Consider the following 17,167-nt stretch of genomic DNA (forward strand, 5'->3'; position numbering starts at 1 on the left):
AGAAAGAAATCATCAATTATGCAGAATAATTCAGTACTATTGAACATCAGGACTAGAGCTTTAAGTTTGGTGTGGTAACTCAACTGATGGCTCTAGTCCTCTTATTTTTCAAGTCAATTTCTTATCCGCGATTCAGGTTAAAATAGAATAATTTTAAATTAATGCTAAAGTATTTTTTGTAATCATATTTTTTTGAGTAATTATTCTATAAAACCGCAATAAATTAAAAAGATAGTAGATACAGCGTGTTAAATGGACTGATATATATTTTCTTGAATGATACTGAAATCACTATAAATAATAATGATGATTTTATTGCCGATTTGGACATTCTATTTCGTAGAAAAACGATATAATAATCACTTAATACTATTGTCTATCAAAGAGTCTAGAGAACGCGATGTCCCCATTAGATCAAATTGCTCCAGCATTAGATGACCAGTCTGAATTAACCATGTCGGTTTTAATGACCCCAGATATGGCAAATTTTTCAGGTAATGTTCACGGTGGAACAATTTTAAAATTGTTGGATCAGGTCGCATACGCATGTGCCAGCCGTTATTCGGGTAGTTACGTGGTCACTTTGTCGGTCGATAAAGTCAATTTTAAAGAGCCGATTCATGTTGGTGAACTGGTAACTTTCCTTGCCAGCGTTAACCATGTAGGGCGTACCTCTATGGAGATCGGAATTCGTGTAGAAGCGCAGAATATTCAAAAGCGTACGATCCGCCATACCAATAGCTGCTATTTCACCATGGTTGCTGTAGATGAAAATGGTAAACCACAACAGATCCCAGCGCTCAATTTAGATAACGACTGGAAACGCTGTCGTTTTGAAGCGGCTGAACATCGCAAGGTGGCACGTCTACAAGAAAGTCATCATCCATCATGCAGTATTTATAAAAAAACCTCACAATGCTAATGATGGATTGATTAAAAAAGATCGCTTTTAAGCGGTCTTTTTTTGATGTGAAAAATATGTTTCTGATCTATACCGCAGTACTAAATTGGCATAAAATAGAAACGATACGTATCGTTTCGATTTTTGGTGGTGCTATGACTGAAGTTGAGTTAGAGAAAACCTCACGCCGTAAGCAGTGTATTTTGAAAGCAGTAACTGCTGCTTTAGAAGAATATGATTATAGTCATTTGACTGTGGAAGATATTGCAGCACGGGCAGGGGTGGGAAAATCGACGATTTACCGCTGGTGGAAACATAAGTCTGATCTAGTCTTTGATGCATTCAAAGCACAAACGGCTTCTATATTTGATCTGGATTTTGAGCAAAGTCTGGAATTTAATCTCAATCAGCAACTTTTAAAGTTATCGCATGCGTTGAATCATCCGGTTGGCCGAGCCTTACTGGTGGTGATGGCAGAGCATCGCGAAGCTGCGGGTGAATTTTTTAAACAGTATTTATTACCGCGCCGCGAGCAAACCCGTCAGCTGATTCAAATTGCAATTAAGCGTCATGAAATTATTGCTGACTATCCTTTTGAGCTGATGCTGGATGCGCTTTACGGGCCGGTACATTATCAAATTATTTTCTTCAATCGCATGCCCGATGAAACCTACATTCAAAATTTGGTACATCTCCTTATGCAACCCGCTTTTGTTCAAAAGTAGCCATGGCTACACAAAAAGTTGATCGTTATGACTACCACGAACACCGGGCGCTTATGGAATCGCTCTTTTATATTATGTCTATTCAATAACCTGTTTTTATTTACCTATTACTATGCGCTACTGACCATTTTACCCATCTATATCATGAAAAATTTAGGTGGAACGGTTAAAGAAGCAGGTTTGGCACTGACATTATTCCTGATCTCTTCAATTGCAGTTCGCCCATTTTCCGGATTGATTGTCGAAAAATTAGGTAAAAAAATATCTTTTCGTGGTTCCGAATTCCTGTTTGTCCTGTTTGCTTTTAGCTATTTGTTTGCCGACAGCATGTGGGCTTTATTGGTGATTCGCTTTATCCATGGTATTTGGTTTAGCATCTTGACCACTGTCACTGTACCGATTACCAATGATTTTATTCCAGATCATCGTAAAGGCGAGGGTATGGGGTATTTCGTCATGTCGACCAACCTTGCAGTGGTATTTGGTCCTTTAATTGCCTTAACCGTGCTGCAATTTACTGACTTTATCAGCCTGTTTGCAATATTGACCGCCGTAATTTGTCTGGGCTTTATTTTCTGTTTGATGGTTCCGATACAAGAAAATAAACTCGGTAAATTCACAGAAAAAGTAGAAGAAAAACGGTTGGGGTTGCATGACATTATTGAAATGCGTGCCGTGCCGATTGGCTTTGTGGCATTACTAACCGCATTTGCTTATTCCAGCATTATGAGTTTTATTACTGCGTATAGTGAATCCAAGGATTTACTCGCTTATACCAGTTTATTTTTTATTGTCTTTGCAATTTCCATGATTGTGGTGCGGCCCTGGGTAGGAAAAATTTATGATCGTAAAGGTGCCAGTGCGGTCATTTACCCTTCGTTTATTTTCTTTGCGCTAGGCTTGGTGGTGGTGAGCTTTGTCTCAAACCAATGGATTCTTTGGCTATCTGCTATATTTATTGGGATTGGTTATGGTTCATTATTTCCATGTTTTCAAACTTTGGCGATTCAGTCTGTACCTAAGCAGCGAATGGGACATGCAATCTCGACCTTCTTCACCTTATTTGATTTAGGCATGGCTATTGGTTCAGTGATTCTGGGTCTGATCATTGCCTATTATGGTTATCAAATGACTTATCTATTTTGTGCTGTGATTACTGTGGCGACTTTGTGTGTCTATAAATACACAGTTTCAGCATCACTTAAACAACCCAAATAAAGAGGTACGGCCGTGGAATTACGTCATTTACGCTATTTTGTTGCAGTGGCAGAAGAGCTGAATTTTACCAAGGCTGCCCAACGGATGTGTACGGTACAGCCTTCTTTAAGCCAGCAGATTAAAGACCTTGAACAGGAAGTGGGGGTGCAATTACTGGTTCGGTCGAATCGAAAAGTTGAACTGACCGAAGAAGGAAAAGCATTTTTAAAAGAGGCACTGCTTAGTTTGGAACATGCTGAAAAAGCGATTCAGGATGCACGCCAGATTGCCAATTTGAACAAAGACCAACTGAATATCGGTTTTGTGCCTGTGGCGGAAATGAAAATTTTCCCCTATATCATGCCGAATATCCGGGCACATTTTCCAGAAATTAAAATTAACTTTCATAGTATGACCGACGCCAATCAATTCACCGCTTTAAAGAAAGGTGATATTGATATCGCATTTACCCGTTATATTGATGAGTCCAACGAAATTGAGCATGTACAAATTTTTAGCGAACCTCTGGCTTTGATTGTTCCAAAAGATTCTCCGGTTGCCGAGCAGCGTCACGTCAGTATCAAGAGTTTTAACAACCAGGATTTTATTATCAGTGATGAAATTGCATCACCTCAGCTGTATAAAATCATTACCGACTTTTTTAAGCAATCTAAATTGAATGTCAATGTGGTTCAGCAATCGACCAATATTTTATTGAATGTCAATTTGGTTGGGATGGGGGTGGGTTGGAGTCTAGTGCCTGCTTATGTCATTCCATTGTTGGGCGATAAAATTGTGGTGAAAAATACCATTGAGCCTTTACCGATGATTGACCTGTATGTAAGTTACCGTAAAAGTCAAAAAAATGAAGTGATTGAACTGATTTTAAAAATATTGAAAGAACAGTTTTATATGGGCTTTTTTTAAAGAATTGTCATGATTAACCGATGCTTTTTATAAAGTAAAAGCATCGGAGTCAACGTCATGCCTCACATCACAATAATCAACACATCCTCTAAATCGCTTTATACTCAAAAGCAAAATAACAACAGAGGTCGAACAAAAATGATGAAGCTGTATAACAATCCCCAGTCTCGTGGCATGATCGTGATGCTTTTATTAAAAGAGTTGGGTATTGAAGACCAGATTGAACAGATAAACGTGCCCTATGAAAATATGCATCAGGCGGAATATTTAACTATTAATCCCATGGGGAAAGTACCTTGTCTGGTCGATCACGGGGTAGTGATTTCCGAAGTCGCGGCCATATTTACCTATCTGTCCGATAAATATATGGAAAAAGGTTTGGCACCCGCCTTGGATGATCCCAAGCGCGGTGCATATTTAAAATGGATGTTCTTTTGTCATGGTCCTTTGACTGAATTTATGGATTTAAAAGGGCTGGGAGTATCGGACGAGCAAATTGAACAAAGAAAGCGAAGCCTGACTTTTGGTCATGAAGAGAGCGTATTGGCCTTTCTAAAAAATGCTATGCAAGAAGCAAATCCATATTTGCTGGGCGAAAAAATTTCAGCAGCAGATTTATTTCTGGGTTACTGGCTGATTTTTGCTATCTATCTCAAAATATTGCCTTATCTGGATGAGTTCAAGCCGTTTATTCAACTCATCGGAAGCCGAGATTCGATGAAAGGTGTGCCATGGTTACAGCAAATCAATGCTTGAGGTATTTTTTTAATTTACATCGGTAAAAATTTAGATAAAAAAGACCACGCTTTCGCGTGGTCAGGCCTCTGAATATGATTTAGTTGTTTATTATTTTACATGTAGCTTTTTAAACAGTTGCTGGCTGACGTGATCTAAAGTTTGGGGAATCGCCAGTGCTGCCACAAAACGGTCAGGACGTAAAATCACAACCGATTCAGACGTTTTACCAAACCATGTACGGATATCGGTACCAATATCGCCAAGGGTAATCACGCCATCAAATTTCTTACGGTTTTCATTGCCAAATTGAACTTCAGGAATGATCTGAATAAATTTGACGCCTAAATTTTTCCAGACTTGCAGGGTAGCATCTGTGATGCCCCATTGTGGATCAACACCCCAGGCAATAATTGCAAAGTCGTTGCCGATCACGTCATCCAGTAAAACTTTCTCACCCGATTCAAGTTTCACATGCGGCTGAATAAACATCTTGCCGACTGGCGATTCTTTTTTACCATCTGCTAGCAATGCACCATCGTTATATTTTGGCATCGGTTTGAAACGCATTTCAAGCAAATACTGTTTAATCGGCTTGATGTAATTCAATGCGTAGGCAATCCCATCACGGACAAAACCTTGCCATTTTTTCGGTGGCGCAAGCACATGGCCTGCCATCACTGAAAGATCAATCATCGCCTTGGCATGGTCTTTACGTTCAATTTGGTAAGAGTCCAATAAATCTGGAGTCGCTTTACCTAGCACCACCAGCGCAACTTTCCATCCCAAGTTGAAAGCATCACGCATACCGCTATTATAACCTTGACCTTGCCAGACCGGCATAATGTGGGCAGCATCACCGGCAAGTAAAATACGGTCGACACGGAATTTATCGGCAATGCGGGCATTGTGTGTATAGACCCGTTGACGAATCACTTCAATATTTTCAGCATTCGGTAAAACTTTAGACAGTAATTTAGCAATATTTTCTGGTTTACTTAATTCTTCCTGAGTTTCCCCTGGCATTACCATGAATTCGAAACGACGAATGCCATGCGGAAGTGCGGCAGACACGTATGGACGAACTGGGTCACAGCACAAGTAAATGTGTGGAGTCGCTAAAGGATCATTTTCAATGTCGATAACGATCCATTGATTTGGTGCAGTTTTACCGTCGAAAGCAATGTTCAAAGTCCGACGTACAATTGAATTACCTCCATCACAGGCAATTAAATATTTTGCTTGAATGGTTTCTTGTTTCTGGTTTTTATCTTGAAGTTTAAGCGTTACGCCATTTGCATCCTGGCTAAATTCATTGAGCTGACGTGAAAAAAGCACTTCAGTTTTTTGGTATTGTTTTAAACCTTGCAGCAAGACATTGTCGACTTGAGGCTGAATAAATGCATTACGGCGTGAGAAACCAAATTCACGGGTAAGTGGTTGAATGTCTGCGAAACAGCGACCTTTAGGGGTCAAGAAACGCATTGCATGGTTGGGTGTCGTATGCGGCAAGACTTGATCGACCAAACCAAGTGATTGAATGGTACGCAAAGATTCATCATCAATACCAATGGCGCGCGGGTAGTCAATCAAACTATCCAGTTGCTCGATAATAGTGACCTGAACACCTTGTTTGCTTAAATAGTTCGCAATCGTTAAACCAACAGGGCCTGCACCCAAGATTGCCACTTCAGTGGTGTAATTTGTTTTGTTGCTCATAGCGAATGTCCATTCAATCAATTCACATCTAAGTGTATTAACGGTGAAATTGAGGGTCTAAACAAGCTATGCCATAGTAGATATGTTGAATGAAAAGAAAACAGCTCAAATGATGTGAATATTTTAAGATATTGAAAAATAATCAATCTATAGATATTTAACTATATGGTTTTTTAGATCAATGATCATTTTTTTCTATCATTGAAACTAATCTTTGTTAAAGTAAAAAAAGCTGAACTATTTAAATAGTTCAGCTTTAATTTCTAATTTAAATGCTAAATTATTCCTGTGCTTAGCTCAGGTGGAGTGAATGATTTAGCATTAGGTTTTAGAATATTATTACGAAAATTTATTTCACTTGGTTGACTGGGTGGTTTTAGTCGTTTTTTCTTCAGTAGTTTTGTCCGAAGCCGGTTGATTCGTAGTTGGCTGATCTACAGTGCTGTCAGCGGTACTTGCTGGCTGTTCCTGAGTAGAAATAACTACTTTTTCTTCTTTAGTTTGTTTATCAGTCGCAGCAAATGTGGTCGCAGCAGCGATGGTAAAAGTAGAAGCAAGTAAGATTTGAGTTAATTTCATTTTAGCATCCTTTATTCTTTAAAAAGTTATTAAGACCATATTCATCATCACATAAATATGGACAGGCCTCATGCTAAAGAGCCTAGGGCAGGGGAGCAATCAAAGCAACAAAGTGAAACAGAGACGTTAACCTGAAAAATACAACCAAGGGCTAATTGTTCATTTACTGTAAGAAATATCCGAAAACCTGCAGAAAAAATGTATGTAGATGTTTCTATATCGACTTTTTAAAGACAATTTTTCACCAAGAACAAACAATACCTGTCTAATTCATCATTCTCAAACTCCTATGCGTTGGAATTAAATGTAAATAAATCTTTCAGATTAGCCATCGTATTTCCTCAATTTGGCTCTTTAATAATGTAAAAATAAAATGTTGACACTAAATTTAAATTGTATATTTGTTTGAATTATATAAATAAAATTGAATAGTAGGAGGGTGTGGGTCTTTTTAAGTAATGTGAATACATTGCTATAGATGCAGGAAGAAATTAAAGTGAAGCAATATGCAGATATCTAAGATGGATTTTTCTCATCACTGCATAAATGGATTTTCATCAAATGAATAGCGAGTAAGTTTTGAAACTGATTTCTCCCATACAAGCTGTCCCAACGCATATCATTTCTGGATTTTTAGGGGCCGGAAAAACCACCTTGCTTAAGCAATTGCTCAGTCAAAAGCCAGAAAATGAAGTATGGGCAGTGCTGATGAACGAGTTTGGGCAAATTGGGGTTGATCAGCAGATGTTACCGCAAGCCAAAGGCTATCAAGTCAAAGAACTGTTGGGTGGCTGTCTCTGTTGTAGCAGTCAATTACCGATGCAAATTGCCTTGTCGCGGTTGTTGTCTGAAACAAAACCAGACAGATTATTTATCGAACCGACCGGTTTGGGACATCCTGCACAATTACTGGAACAGCTGACCGAACCGCATTGGCTACAGAGTCTTGCCATGCGTGCTTTGGTGACCGTAGTGGATGGTTCACGCTTACATGATACTGAATGGAGCAAGCAAAATCTGTACGCAGACCAGTTAAAAGCTGCACAGATAATTGTAGTTTCTCATGCAGATATTATGGATTTTGCAGATGAGCAAGCTTTAGCGGCGTTAAAAACCGAATATCAAGCCTACCAGCAAACCTGGCTAATGAGTGGGAAAGGGGGGATTTCCCTTAAACAAATTGATCAGCCTTATACAGGTACTGAACGCAAGATTCAGCCCCTACTTAAAATTCAAAAAACCTTTTTGACAGGACATAGCCTGCCAGAGATTAAACAGCTGCCTTATCACTATGTTGAGACCGCTCAAGGCTACACTGTGGCAGGCTGGAAACTCCCCAAACGCTGGCAATTCGATTTTTATCCTTTACTGGATTTACTCTGTGAACAAAAAAACTGGCTACGCATCAAGGGGATTTTTAATACCCATCACGGCTGGAAAACTTTTAATTTTAATCCAGAGCAATTTAACTATCAGTCTTCAGAAGAGGGCATTGATAACCGCGTTGAAATCATTGTGCAAGATCAGCGAGATTGGCTGGTTTTTGAAACAGCACTGATGAACTGCCGCATAGATCAGGAACATTCTAAAAAAAATAATCACAGCTGAAATATTCGGGTAGGTGATTCAGCTGCTCATAAACAATATAAAGAAAGCCCTCATGTGAGGGCTTTCTTTATATTTGTGAATCAGCGATGGAAGCTTCTTCTACAGGGGCTGGCTGGTTTAGTATGTGCTTTGCCTGAGCATGGTCAATGTCTTTTTCCCAATGTGCAATCACTACTGCCGCCACACAGTTGCCGATCAGGTTGGTACAGGCGCGGATAATGCCAATAAACCAGTCTACAGAGAGTAGCAGCACCAGACCAATTGCAGGCAAGGCAGGAATGACGGAAAGAGTAGCCGCTAAGATGACCAGTGCAGAACCCGGAATCCCATGCGCGCCTTTGGAGGTGATTAAGGACACCAGCAAAATACTCAGTAGGTCAGCCATGGAAAGTTCGATATTGCAGGCCTGTGCAATAAAGATCACAGCCAGTGTTAGGTAAATAGAAAAACCGTCCAGATTGAAGGAATATCCGGTTGGAATAACCAGACCAACCGTTGAATCCTTGATGCCAAGCTTTTTCAGCTTCTGCATGATCTGTGGCAGCACAGAATCTGAAGATGCCGTACCCAGCACAATAGACAGTTCTGCCTTAAAGTAATTCAGGAATTTGAAAATGTTGAGTCCGGCAATTTTAAGCATTGCACCAAGCACAAACAGCACAAACAGAATGCAGGTTACATAGAATAACAGCACCAGATAGCCTAGTTGCGCAAATGAACTCAGACCGAATTTCGCTGTGGTATAAGCCACTGAACCCAACACACCTAAAGGCGCAAGGCGGATAATTAGCCCCATCATTTTAAAGAATACTTCAGAAAATGCTTCCAGCGCTGTACGCACGATGTCCGCCAGCTTTTTTGGAATCAGTAACATGCTGACACCAAACAGGACTGCGATTAACAGTATCTGCAAGATGTCACCGTTGCTGAATGCCCCAAATAGGGTTTTCGGTATGATATTCAGTACAAAAGCAGTGCTTGAACTGATGTGTTCGGCGCGCTCCATATAGGTGTTCAGGTCTTTGCCATCCAGTGCGGAGACATCAATATTCATGCCGGCACCTGGCTTAAACACATAAGCCATGAAAATACCAATCGCCAACGCCACGGTTGTTACGAGTTCAAAGTACAGAATAGTCTTTGCACCGACTTTCCCCATTTTCTTAATATCTTGTGCACCATAAATGCCCAGCACAACCACACAGAACACGATCGGCGCAATTAGCATTTTAATAAGCGAGATAAATCCATCCCCTAAAGGCTTTAAACTTAAAGCAAAATCATGAAATACTAAGCCAAGTCCCACACCCAGAATTAGGGCCAAGACCACTTGCAGAAAGAGGTTTTGTTTTAGTTTTTGCATTATAAAAGCTAACAATGAATAGAATTAGGTACTAGCTATGCAAGAACTTGGCCAAACTGTTCTAAAGGGTTTAAATCAAGTATGCTAAGCGCCAAATTTGAGGACTCTTTTATGGCGCTTAAAGCAACGATTTATAAGGCTGATTTGAATATTGCCAATATGGATGATCACCAATATGCTGATTATCAACTGACCATGGCTCAACATCCATCTGAAACCATTGAGCGATTGATGGTGCGCATTTTGGCCTACGCGCGTTTTGCTGATGAAGCCTTAGAATTTACCAAAGATCTGTTTGAAACCGACGAACCGGCTTTATGGGAAAAAGACTTGACCGGCCAACTGGTCAAATGGATTGAAGTGGGTAGTCCAGATGAAGATAAAGTTAAAAAAGCCAGCGCCCGTTGCAAACAGGTAGCAGTAGTCACTTATGGTTCGTCGGTAGATGAATGGTATAAGCGTAACAGCAAATTAAAAACCTTGAATAATGTTCAAGTGTGGAAGCTCTCTACAGCAACGACTAATGCATTGCCACAATTATGCGAACGCACCATGCAATTGCAATTAAACGTCATGGATGGTGAATGGACACTGATTGGCGAGCATGCGCAAGTCGTGGTTGAATGGGAACAATTACAGTAAATATAAATGGGATGCGGGTTTTGGCTTGCGTCCTAATGACAAAACTGCGTATACCTTAAAAAGAATAACAATGAGAGAGGGAGATAATGCAGCCTGATTTATATCGTTTGCTGATTGCCCTGGGTATTGGGGCAATTATTGGTGCAGAGCGTGAATATCGCAGTAAATCGGCCGGGCTGAGAACCATGATCATGGTCAGTTTGAGTTCGTGTCTATTTACCATTCTGTCTTTAAAAATCGGTATTGACAGCCCGGATCGAATTGCAGCCAATATTCTGACGGGCTTGGGTTTTGTGGGAGCAGGAGTGATTTTTAAAGATGAAAATCGTATTTCCGGAATTACCACTGCAACCACCATATGGATGACGGCAGCATTGGGCATGACGGTTGGCGCAGGCTATGAGTTATTAAGTCTGTTGGCCACCTTGATTGTTTTAATCGTTCTTGTTTCTCTGATCTATGTTCAGGAGCGTATCGAAGCTCTGAGTCATGCACGCACCTATCGAATTATTTGTCCTTATCAACGCAAGACTTTAGATCAATATGAGGATTTATTTAGGACTTATGACATGAAGGTTGTTCGCAGTGTGCAACATAAAACTGAAAATCGAATTAGTGGACGCTGGATTTTAATTGGTTCAGCTGAAAATCATAAAAAACTGACCGCTTATTTACTCAACGATTCGAATATTCAAGAGCTTAGTTTTTAAATATTGAAACCTTAAATCATCAAGAAATCAATGCAATCCAGTTTATAATAGCCGCTGAAAATTGAGTACTCAGTTCAGGTAAATGACGATGACAAATGAATTAGAAATTATTGATTTAAAAGTAGGTGAAGGTAAGGAAGCCGTAAAAGGCGCGCTGATTACGACACACTACACAGGTTGGCTGGAAGATGGAACCAAGTTTGATTCCTCTATTGACCGCGGCAATTACTTTGAAACAGTTATTGGTACTGGTCGTGTAATTAAAGGCTGGGATCAGGGCATTATGGGGATGAAAGTTGGGGGTAAGCGCAAATTGCTGGTTCCTGCACATTTGGCTTATGGTGAACGTAAAATGGGCAAAATCATTCCTGCAAACTCAAACCTTATTTTTGAAATTGAATTGTTTGACGTGAAAACACGTGATTAAAACTTATTAATTTCTGGTGAAAAAATAATCTGCAAGATACAAGGATGGATCTTGCAAATACATGAAAAATTGTTTGAGTTTTCTTTTTTTATCGTTACATTAGTTAATGAACAAGCGTAATTTAAGGATGATTCGCTTTTTGGATAAAATCCATAATTTAATAAATTTTAATAAATTTTTTCTTATTGCATGTTTATGCGTCTTTGCGTGGAAAATACCCGCATGGGCACAAAATGCGACCGTATCTGAATCTCCTTCTCTACAGCAAAAATTATTAAATGAAGTTCAATTTACAGAAAAGAGTAGCAGCCTCCTGAAGGGAGTATGGCAATATTATCCTGAGCAATTTATCACTCACTCCAGTTCCGTTTTAAAATCTGAAACGGTACATTTACCGGTTTCCTTTAAACAGCTCTCTGGCACCACTCAGACTTACGGCACCTTTATCGGCCATTTTAAAATTCCGAAGGAATATATTGGGCGCCGTATTGCTATTTTTATTCCAAATCAATATGGCGCTTACCGGATGTATTTGAATGGTGATTTCATACTGCGTTTAGGAGAAGTGGGGAAAGATAAAAGCAGTCACCAGACAGAAAATGCACCTAAAATAGCCTTTTTCGTCTTACAAAAAGAATATTTCACCCTGAGCATTCAAGCCTCAAATTTTGATCCTTTACATGGTGGCTTAGAAAATCCTATGCGGATCGGGACCTCGAAAACCGTTACTCGACAGTTTGAACAGCTGATGATGAGTATAGGTTTGGTTTGTGGTGCAGTGTTGGGCATCGGCATATTTACTTTAATGTTTTCTATTTTTCAAAGAAAATTTGGGCGTAGCAGCATTCGGGTATTCGTGTTTGGCATTTTTATTTTATTCTTGGCATTACATAATTTATTTTCCGCACCTTATGCCTACACGGTATTTACAGATATAAGCTGGATATGGGGAAGACGATTAGAGTTTCTCTTTACTTATTTTGCAGTGGTGTTTTTTCTGAGTTATATGATTTTACTCAACCAACGCTATTTACATCCGATTATTTATTCTGTAGCAATGCTGGTGCTTGGAATAGATATTCTTGTAACCGTATTTACCCACCCTGAAATCTTTGAGCGTGCGGCATTTTATAGTTCACTATTTAGCGTAGCGATAATTTTGAATTTTGCCTATGGCTTTTATCTGACTTTAAAAGCTAAAGAGAAATATTCTCGGGTTAATTTATGGGCCGTGATTTTATTATGTGTAACATTTGTTCATGATTTTCTATTGAGCTTAAATTTAATCGAATCCTTTAACCTGACTTTTATTTCAACCAGTTTCTATGCCTTGCTGATTATGTTTCAGCAGTCAGAAAATTATGCTCAGCATACTCGTCATATCGGAGAATTGAATAATAATTTACTTGAACTGAATAGCTCTTTAGACCAGAAAGTACAACAGCGAACTTTGCAATTGCGTCAGTTAAATGAACAGCTGGAATTACAAATTCAAATTGATGCATTGACTGGTGCATTTAACCGTCGTGCATTAAATATTGAAATACAACGTTTATTTAGTATGACAAAAGACCATAATAACAGTACCTTAGCATTTGCCATGTTAGATGTGGATTATTTTAAAAATTATAATGATTACTACGGGCACTTGAAAGGTGACGTGATTTTGCAAGATTTAGTCAAAATTATCCAACAGGCCTTGCCACCTTCAGCTTATGTCGCTCGCTATGGCGGGGAAGAGTTTGGCATTATTCTGCATAATATTCCCAGTGAAGTCGTTCTAAAGATATTACAGCAGGTGTTAAATGCAGTACGACAAGCACAACTCGAACATGTAAATAGACCCGATCAAAAAAAATATGTGACCTTAAGCATGGGGGTTGCCTGGATGGACCGACATCATACCTATACCGATATTCATGAACTCATGAAGGCTGCAGATGTCCAGCTTTATGCGGCTAAAGGTGCCGGTCGAGACCAGTATCACGCCCTTCGAGCTGGGTAATGAGAACGAAAAATACTGAATAAAATTCAAAACACGCCGTAAGCTTAAGCATATAATATTTCAAAAATTGTATGAATTTCATTCAAATTGTTTTATAAATATAAAGATAACAACTATTTACTCGTGAGAGTGACGCTATGATAAAAATACTCGTGTGGTTGTGTCTTTTCATTGGATGCATTGGGCTTTGGAAAATATTTTTAAAATTTCATATTAATCAACATTATCAGCAATTCAAAATCAAGCAGTTAGCTGATTTAGATAAAATTGCCTCTCTATCAAGCAAGCCATTGTCAGCCCATGAGTCCCGTATGGATGAAGTCGAAGAATATGAACAACAATTATTTGATGGAGTCTGCCAAATATTTTTTGAGCGAGAATTAACTGAACGGAATTTGAGTCAGGCGATTGTGGTTCAAGAAGATGTATTAAGAAAAATGCCCGCCAAAACTCAAACCCAGATTCGCAAACTGGATTTAGGCGAATGGTCCATTTACTGGACCTTTTATGACCAGTCTCTGGAATATTATGTGGGACGTTACGGAGTGTTTTATACGCATGTCGACCGTTTCGGGGAAGAGCATAAATTTGAAATGAAAGATGCGCATAGTCACGCTTAATAAAAGTGATGCATTTGAGTGCCCAATACTTTGAGCTAATAAAGAATAAAGTACTGTACTTTTTTATGTGCTTTTAACTATTTTAAAATAGGTGGTTTGAGCTGATCAAGATAGAACTCCTCATCTGTCAGGTAATTCATTAAAATTGCTCCCTTCATAAGTGGCCAAGCTTTGTTGATTAAATTTTAACTCCATAACTAAAAGACTGTACCGCATGCTCATAAAGCTGTTCAAAATATCGGGTTTCTGCCGTAGGGTTTAGATGCGGCATAGCAAAATTGTTTTTAGGGAATTTGCCTCATTTACTTTTATAAATCATAGACCTTTAAATTCGGGTGCACGCCGTTGCATCATTGCCATGACACCTTCCTGTACATCGTGAGTATTTAACAGTGGGATGAGGTGTTGTTGTAAGTTTGAGAATGCGGTTTCTGCCCCATGTTCAGCGGCTTCTTTGGCAGAGGCAAGCGTGGCTTGTACCGCCAGTGGTGCGGCTTCTGCAATACGCTCCGCCAATTCAATCGCTCGCTTAAGTGGCACTTCACGGGTGATTTCATTGATCAGGTTTAAGTTCAGCGCCGTTTTTGCATCGAACGTATCTCCAGTGAGTAAGTAGCGCATAGCTTTAGACCAGCCCGCTGCCTGTACGAAACGCACTGTTGCACCACCAAAAGGTAAAATGCCGCGCTGAACTTCCATTTGTGCAAACTGGCTATTGTCCTGTGCAATCACAATATCGGCATTCAGCATTAGCTCAATCCCTGCGGTATAGCAAAAACCCTGTACTGCAACAATGACTGGCTTTTTTCGCTGACGTCCGCTGGTTCCCCATGGATTGATCTGATGTTCATCGTAGCTAAATATGCCACTGCTCAATTTGGGTTGTAACTCAACCAAATCCAGGCCTGCAGTAAAGTGATCGCCATGAGCGAAAATCACAGCGCAGCGTAATTCTGGATGGTCTTCATATTCGGTTAAGGCCAGTGATAAGTCATGAATCAGATGGCTATCAAAGGCATTTCTTTTGGCCGTCCGGTCGAGTCCAATCAAAAGCAGCGACCCGCAAATTTCCCGGCTGACTTTTCCCTGTTGTTGTGACATTTTTATTCTTCTACTTCGAGCGTTGTTTATATTTTTAAAGGGTCGGTAGAAAACTGTCAAATCAGGGTATTTAATTTCAATGTATATTCAAGTAACCAAGTTAGTTCGAAACAGCGGTGGTATCCATCAGATTGAGGGACTGAATTTATATAATTTATCTTGCGTTCAACGCTATTTTTTCCATAATAGCAACACTCTTTACCTACCTGTTTATTGCTATGTCACCTTTAGAAATTGTTGCTGTCATTATCAGTCTTATTGGGGTGACATTGACCATTAAACGGAATATGTGGTGTTGGTGGTTTAACTTCGCAGCCTTTGTTTTATATGCTTACTTATTTTATGAATTTAAGCTGTATGGCGAAACCATCTTGCAGTTCTTTTTTATGGGGGTGAACTTTTATGGTTTCTATCACTGGCTGAAGGGCAAACAGCAAGATCATGAAATTCGGATTGAACCGATTGCCAGTAAAATAGTGATTTTCCAGATGCTACTTGCAGCAGTGGGTGGTCTGATTTTCGGTTTAACTTTAAAACATTTTACCGATGCGGCTGTACCGATGCTGGATTCACAATTGGCGGCTTTCAGTTTACTGGCCACCTATTGGACGAGCCGTAAACATATTGCGACTTGGATCTTGTGGGTTTTTGTCGATATCATTTATGTGGGCATGTTTATTTATAAAGATTTATTCCTGACTGCGGGGCTGTATGCGGCTTTTGTCGGTCTGGCCGCTTTTGGCTGGTGGCAGTGGGAACAGGTGAAAAAGAAACAGGCGATCACTCATTTTAAGGGTGTATAAATATCTTTTGATAGCGTACTTGGATTACTCATATGTTGATTGATTTCATTCAACATCAACTTAAGCAATTTGATGAAATGGCATCACGGATTCAAGCAGCACCTGAAAAGTATATTAACTTCGATTCAGTCTCTGATTTTTATAAAGCTGAATGGTTAAATGATTTTCCCAAAGGCAGCACATGGTCAGCGACAGGCCTGGATGATGGTGCTGAGCAATTCTATGCGATCATTGAATATAAAAACCATTTCCTCAGTATTTCCTGTTCCGAGCAGATTGAAATACGCTGTGGCATATATGATCAATAGTTGGTTATGTGCGGTCAATGACAGCATCACTAAAATTTAATTAAATAAACAGGGAGAAAATGCACTAGATTAGTGATGATTGAATGGTTTATAAGCATTCAAAACGACCAATAAAAAAATAAAGGATAGAGAGATGGCACATCGTTTTACTGTGAATTCTACAATTCAGGGAGTTTCAATTGATGAATTTAAACGACTTGCATCAAATAAAGCTTTGCACGAAGCAGTGTGTAAACGTATTCCAGGTGAAAAATTAGAAATTATTGAATCTGAAATTCAGGGCAATACTTATACTTTACGCCGTGCATATAATTTAGATGTGAAAATTCCAGATATCGCCAAAAAACTGCTCAAAGATGCATTTCGTTTGAAGCGCACCGATATCACCAATTTAGAAGCTTTAACTTCGACCATAGAATTGGGTGCAAATCTGCCTTTGCAAGCGAACTGCGAACGTTCGGTAACAGGGGATGAGAAACAAATTCACATTACTTTAAATTGGCAGGTTCAGATTAAAGTTCCTTTGGTTGCGGGTATGCTAGAAAAACATGCTGAAGGGGAAATTCGCAAATTCAGTGATCTGGAAATCCAGATTGTTGAAGATGAACTAAAGAGAAACCTTTCTGCTTAAGGATACGGAAGACAAAAAGCCTTTTAATTGATCTGACCCCCGAAAGTTGGACGGTTTGATTAAGCAGCTTTTAAGGACTGTTTCCTGTACTCTACAGGACTCAGTCCTTTTAATTTAACCTTGATTCGTTCATGGTTGTAATAGTGAATATATTCTTTCACGGTTT

Annotated in this window: 19 protein-coding genes; 14 read left to right on the forward strand and 5 right to left on the reverse strand. The window is 39.4% G+C overall.

The window, feature by feature from the left end; all coding sequences use genetic code 11:
• Positions 1–400 precede the first annotated feature (400 nt).
• The 5 genes from ACKI4H_RS18555 to ACKI4H_RS18575 all read left to right on the forward strand — a co-directional run bounded on the left by ACKI4H_RS18555 (position 401) and on the right by ACKI4H_RS18575 (position 4,506).
• Entirely contained in the window at positions 401–922 is a 522-nt protein-coding gene (locus ACKI4H_RS18555) for an acyl-CoA thioesterase (protein ID WP_131268580.1), read from the forward strand.
• 134 nt (positions 923–1,056) lie between these two features.
• Positions 1,057–1,626, forward strand: a complete 570-nt coding sequence (locus ACKI4H_RS18560; protein ID WP_407308463.1) for a TetR/AcrR family transcriptional regulator — start codon at positions 1,057–1,059, stop codon at positions 1,624–1,626.
• Positions 1,627–1,653: 27 nt separating this feature from the next.
• Positions 1,654–2,844, forward strand: coding sequence for an MFS transporter (locus tag ACKI4H_RS18565; RefSeq protein ID WP_407308434.1), 1,191 nt, complete (start codon positions 1,654–1,656; stop codon positions 2,842–2,844).
• Between the two features lie 12 nt (positions 2,845–2,856).
• The gene (locus tag ACKI4H_RS18570; protein ID WP_407308436.1) at positions 2,857–3,750 is read left to right on the forward strand and encodes a LysR substrate-binding domain-containing protein; all 894 of its coding nucleotides are present in this window, start codon (positions 2,857–2,859) and stop codon (positions 3,748–3,750) included.
• A 141-nt stretch (positions 3,751–3,891) separates the two neighbouring features.
• Positions 3,892–4,506: a glutathione S-transferase family protein gene (locus ACKI4H_RS18575; RefSeq protein ID WP_407308466.1), complete on the forward strand. Its 615-nt coding sequence runs from the start codon at positions 3,892–3,894 to the stop codon at positions 4,504–4,506.
• Between the two features lie 90 nt (positions 4,507–4,596).
• Here ACKI4H_RS18575 and ACKI4H_RS18580 read toward each other — a convergent pair whose 3' ends face one another.
• Both ACKI4H_RS18580 and ACKI4H_RS18585 read right to left on the reverse strand, forming a co-directional pair.
• On the reverse strand, positions 4,597–6,204 hold the full coding sequence (locus tag ACKI4H_RS18580; protein WP_407308439.1) for a bifunctional 3-(3-hydroxy-phenyl)propionate/3-hydroxycinnamic acid hydroxylase: 1,608 nt from the start codon (positions 6,202–6,204) through the stop codon (positions 4,597–4,599).
• Positions 6,205–6,558: 354 nt separating this feature from the next.
• Complete coding sequence (locus ACKI4H_RS18585) at positions 6,559–6,783, reverse strand: hypothetical protein (RefSeq protein WP_407308442.1); 225 nt, start codon at positions 6,781–6,783, stop codon at positions 6,559–6,561.
• A 579-nt stretch (positions 6,784–7,362) separates the two neighbouring features.
• Here ACKI4H_RS18585 and ACKI4H_RS18590 point away from each other — a divergent pair.
• The gene (locus ACKI4H_RS18590; protein ID WP_407308444.1) at positions 7,363–8,391 is read left to right on the forward strand and encodes a CobW family GTP-binding protein; all 1,029 of its coding nucleotides are present in this window, start codon (positions 7,363–7,365) and stop codon (positions 8,389–8,391) included.
• A gap of 67 nt (positions 8,392–8,458) precedes the next feature.
• On the opposite strand, the gene dctA is transcribed toward ACKI4H_RS18590, so the two are convergent.
• The gene (gene dctA / locus ACKI4H_RS18595) at positions 8,459–9,754 is read right to left on the reverse strand and encodes a C4-dicarboxylate transporter DctA (RefSeq protein WP_407308446.1); all 1,296 of its coding nucleotides are present in this window, start codon (positions 9,752–9,754) and stop codon (positions 8,459–8,461) included.
• Between the two features lie 111 nt (positions 9,755–9,865).
• On the opposite strand from dctA, the gene ACKI4H_RS18600 reads away from it, so the two are divergent.
• The 5 genes from ACKI4H_RS18600 (at position 9,866) to ACKI4H_RS18620 (ending at position 14,158) form a co-directional block, all read left to right on the forward strand.
• Entirely contained in the window at positions 9,866–10,396 is a 531-nt protein-coding gene (locus tag ACKI4H_RS18600) for a YaeQ family protein (protein WP_407308448.1), read from the forward strand.
• Between the two features lie 86 nt (positions 10,397–10,482).
• Positions 10,483–11,106: an MgtC/SapB family protein gene (locus tag ACKI4H_RS18605; protein ID WP_407308450.1), complete on the forward strand. Its 624-nt coding sequence runs from the start codon at positions 10,483–10,485 to the stop codon at positions 11,104–11,106.
• An 88-nt stretch (positions 11,107–11,194) separates the two neighbouring features.
• Entirely contained in the window at positions 11,195–11,533 is a 339-nt protein-coding gene (locus ACKI4H_RS18610; RefSeq protein ID WP_067724328.1) for an FKBP-type peptidyl-prolyl cis-trans isomerase, read from the forward strand.
• A gap of 127 nt (positions 11,534–11,660) precedes the next feature.
• The gene (locus tag ACKI4H_RS18615) at positions 11,661–13,538 is read left to right on the forward strand and encodes a diguanylate cyclase domain-containing protein (protein WP_407308468.1); all 1,878 of its coding nucleotides are present in this window, start codon (positions 11,661–11,663) and stop codon (positions 13,536–13,538) included.
• A gap of 311 nt (positions 13,539–13,849) precedes the next feature.
• The gene (locus ACKI4H_RS18620; protein WP_407308452.1) at positions 13,850–14,158 is read left to right on the forward strand and encodes a hypothetical protein; all 309 of its coding nucleotides are present in this window, start codon (positions 13,850–13,852) and stop codon (positions 14,156–14,158) included.
• Positions 14,159–14,473: 315 nt separating this feature from the next.
• On the opposite strand, the gene ACKI4H_RS18625 is transcribed toward ACKI4H_RS18620, so the two are convergent.
• Positions 14,474–15,259 (reverse strand): crotonase/enoyl-CoA hydratase family protein, encoded by a 786-nt coding sequence (locus tag ACKI4H_RS18625; RefSeq protein WP_407308455.1) that lies wholly within the window; start codon positions 15,257–15,259, stop codon positions 14,474–14,476.
• Positions 15,260–15,477: 218 nt separating this feature from the next.
• Here ACKI4H_RS18625 and pnuC point away from each other — a divergent pair, with 218 nt between their 5' ends.
• The 3 genes from pnuC (at position 15,478) to ACKI4H_RS18640 (ending at position 17,001) form a co-directional block, all read left to right on the forward strand.
• Entirely contained in the window at positions 15,478–16,062 is a 585-nt protein-coding gene (pnuC, locus tag ACKI4H_RS18630) for a nicotinamide riboside transporter PnuC (RefSeq protein ID WP_131318546.1), read from the forward strand.
• Positions 16,063–16,094: 32 nt separating this feature from the next.
• Positions 16,095–16,370 (forward strand): hypothetical protein, encoded by a 276-nt coding sequence (locus tag ACKI4H_RS18635; RefSeq protein ID WP_407308458.1) that lies wholly within the window; start codon positions 16,095–16,097, stop codon positions 16,368–16,370.
• A gap of 133 nt (positions 16,371–16,503) precedes the next feature.
• Entirely contained in the window at positions 16,504–17,001 is a 498-nt protein-coding gene (locus tag ACKI4H_RS18640) for a DUF2505 family protein (protein WP_407308461.1), read from the forward strand.
• 59 nt (positions 17,002–17,060) lie between these two features.
• Here the strand turns inward: ACKI4H_RS18640 and ACKI4H_RS18645 are convergent.
• Positions 17,061–17,167, reverse strand: a 107-nt coding sequence (locus ACKI4H_RS18645) for an IS3 family transposase (protein WP_407305362.1), incomplete at its 5' end; no start/stop codon positions are given.

Source organism: Acinetobacter sp., assembly GCF_045628685.1.
Classification (GTDB): Bacteria; Pseudomonadota; Gammaproteobacteria; order Pseudomonadales; family Moraxellaceae; genus Acinetobacter.

Coding starts and splice junctions, on each gene's coding strand:
- ACKI4H_RS18555 (WP_131268580.1), top strand. CDS start 401: ATGTCCCCATTAGATCAAATTGCTCCAGCATTAGATGACCAGTCTGAA.
- ACKI4H_RS18560 (WP_407308463.1), top strand. CDS start 1,057: ATGACTGAAGTTGAGTTAGAGAAAACCTCACGCCGTAAGCAGTGTATT.
- ACKI4H_RS18565 (WP_407308434.1), top strand. CDS start 1,654: ATGACTACCACGAACACCGGGCGCTTATGGAATCGCTCTTTTATATTA.
- ACKI4H_RS18575 (WP_407308466.1), top strand. CDS start 3,892: ATGAAGCTGTATAACAATCCCCAGTCTCGTGGCATGATCGTGATGCTT.
- ACKI4H_RS18580 (WP_407308439.1), bottom strand. CDS start 6,204: ATGAGCAACAAAACAAATTACACCACTGAAGTGGCAATCTTGGGTGCA.
- ACKI4H_RS18585 (WP_407308442.1), bottom strand. CDS start 6,783: ATGAAATTAACTCAAATCTTACTTGCTTCTACTTTTACCATCGCTGCT.
- dctA (WP_407308446.1), bottom strand. CDS start 9,754: ATGCAAAAACTAAAACAAAACCTCTTTCTGCAAGTGGTCTTGGCCCTA.
- ACKI4H_RS18600 (WP_407308448.1), top strand. CDS start 9,866: ATGGCGCTTAAAGCAACGATTTATAAGGCTGATTTGAATATTGCCAAT.
- ACKI4H_RS18605 (WP_407308450.1), top strand. CDS start 10,483: ATGCAGCCTGATTTATATCGTTTGCTGATTGCCCTGGGTATTGGGGCA.
- ACKI4H_RS18610 (WP_067724328.1), top strand. CDS start 11,195: ATGACAAATGAATTAGAAATTATTGATTTAAAAGTAGGTGAAGGTAAG.
- ACKI4H_RS18615 (WP_407308468.1), top strand. CDS start 11,661: ATGATTCGCTTTTTGGATAAAATCCATAATTTAATAAATTTTAATAAA.
- ACKI4H_RS18620 (WP_407308452.1), top strand. CDS start 13,850: ATGGATGAAGTCGAAGAATATGAACAACAATTATTTGATGGAGTCTGC.
- ACKI4H_RS18625 (WP_407308455.1), bottom strand. CDS start 15,259: ATGTCACAACAACAGGGAAAAGTCAGCCGGGAAATTTGCGGGTCGCTG.
- pnuC (WP_131318546.1), top strand. CDS start 15,478: ATGTCACCTTTAGAAATTGTTGCTGTCATTATCAGTCTTATTGGGGTG.
- ACKI4H_RS18635 (WP_407308458.1), top strand. CDS start 16,095: ATGTTGATTGATTTCATTCAACATCAACTTAAGCAATTTGATGAAATG.
- ACKI4H_RS18640 (WP_407308461.1), top strand. CDS start 16,504: ATGGCACATCGTTTTACTGTGAATTCTACAATTCAGGGAGTTTCAATT.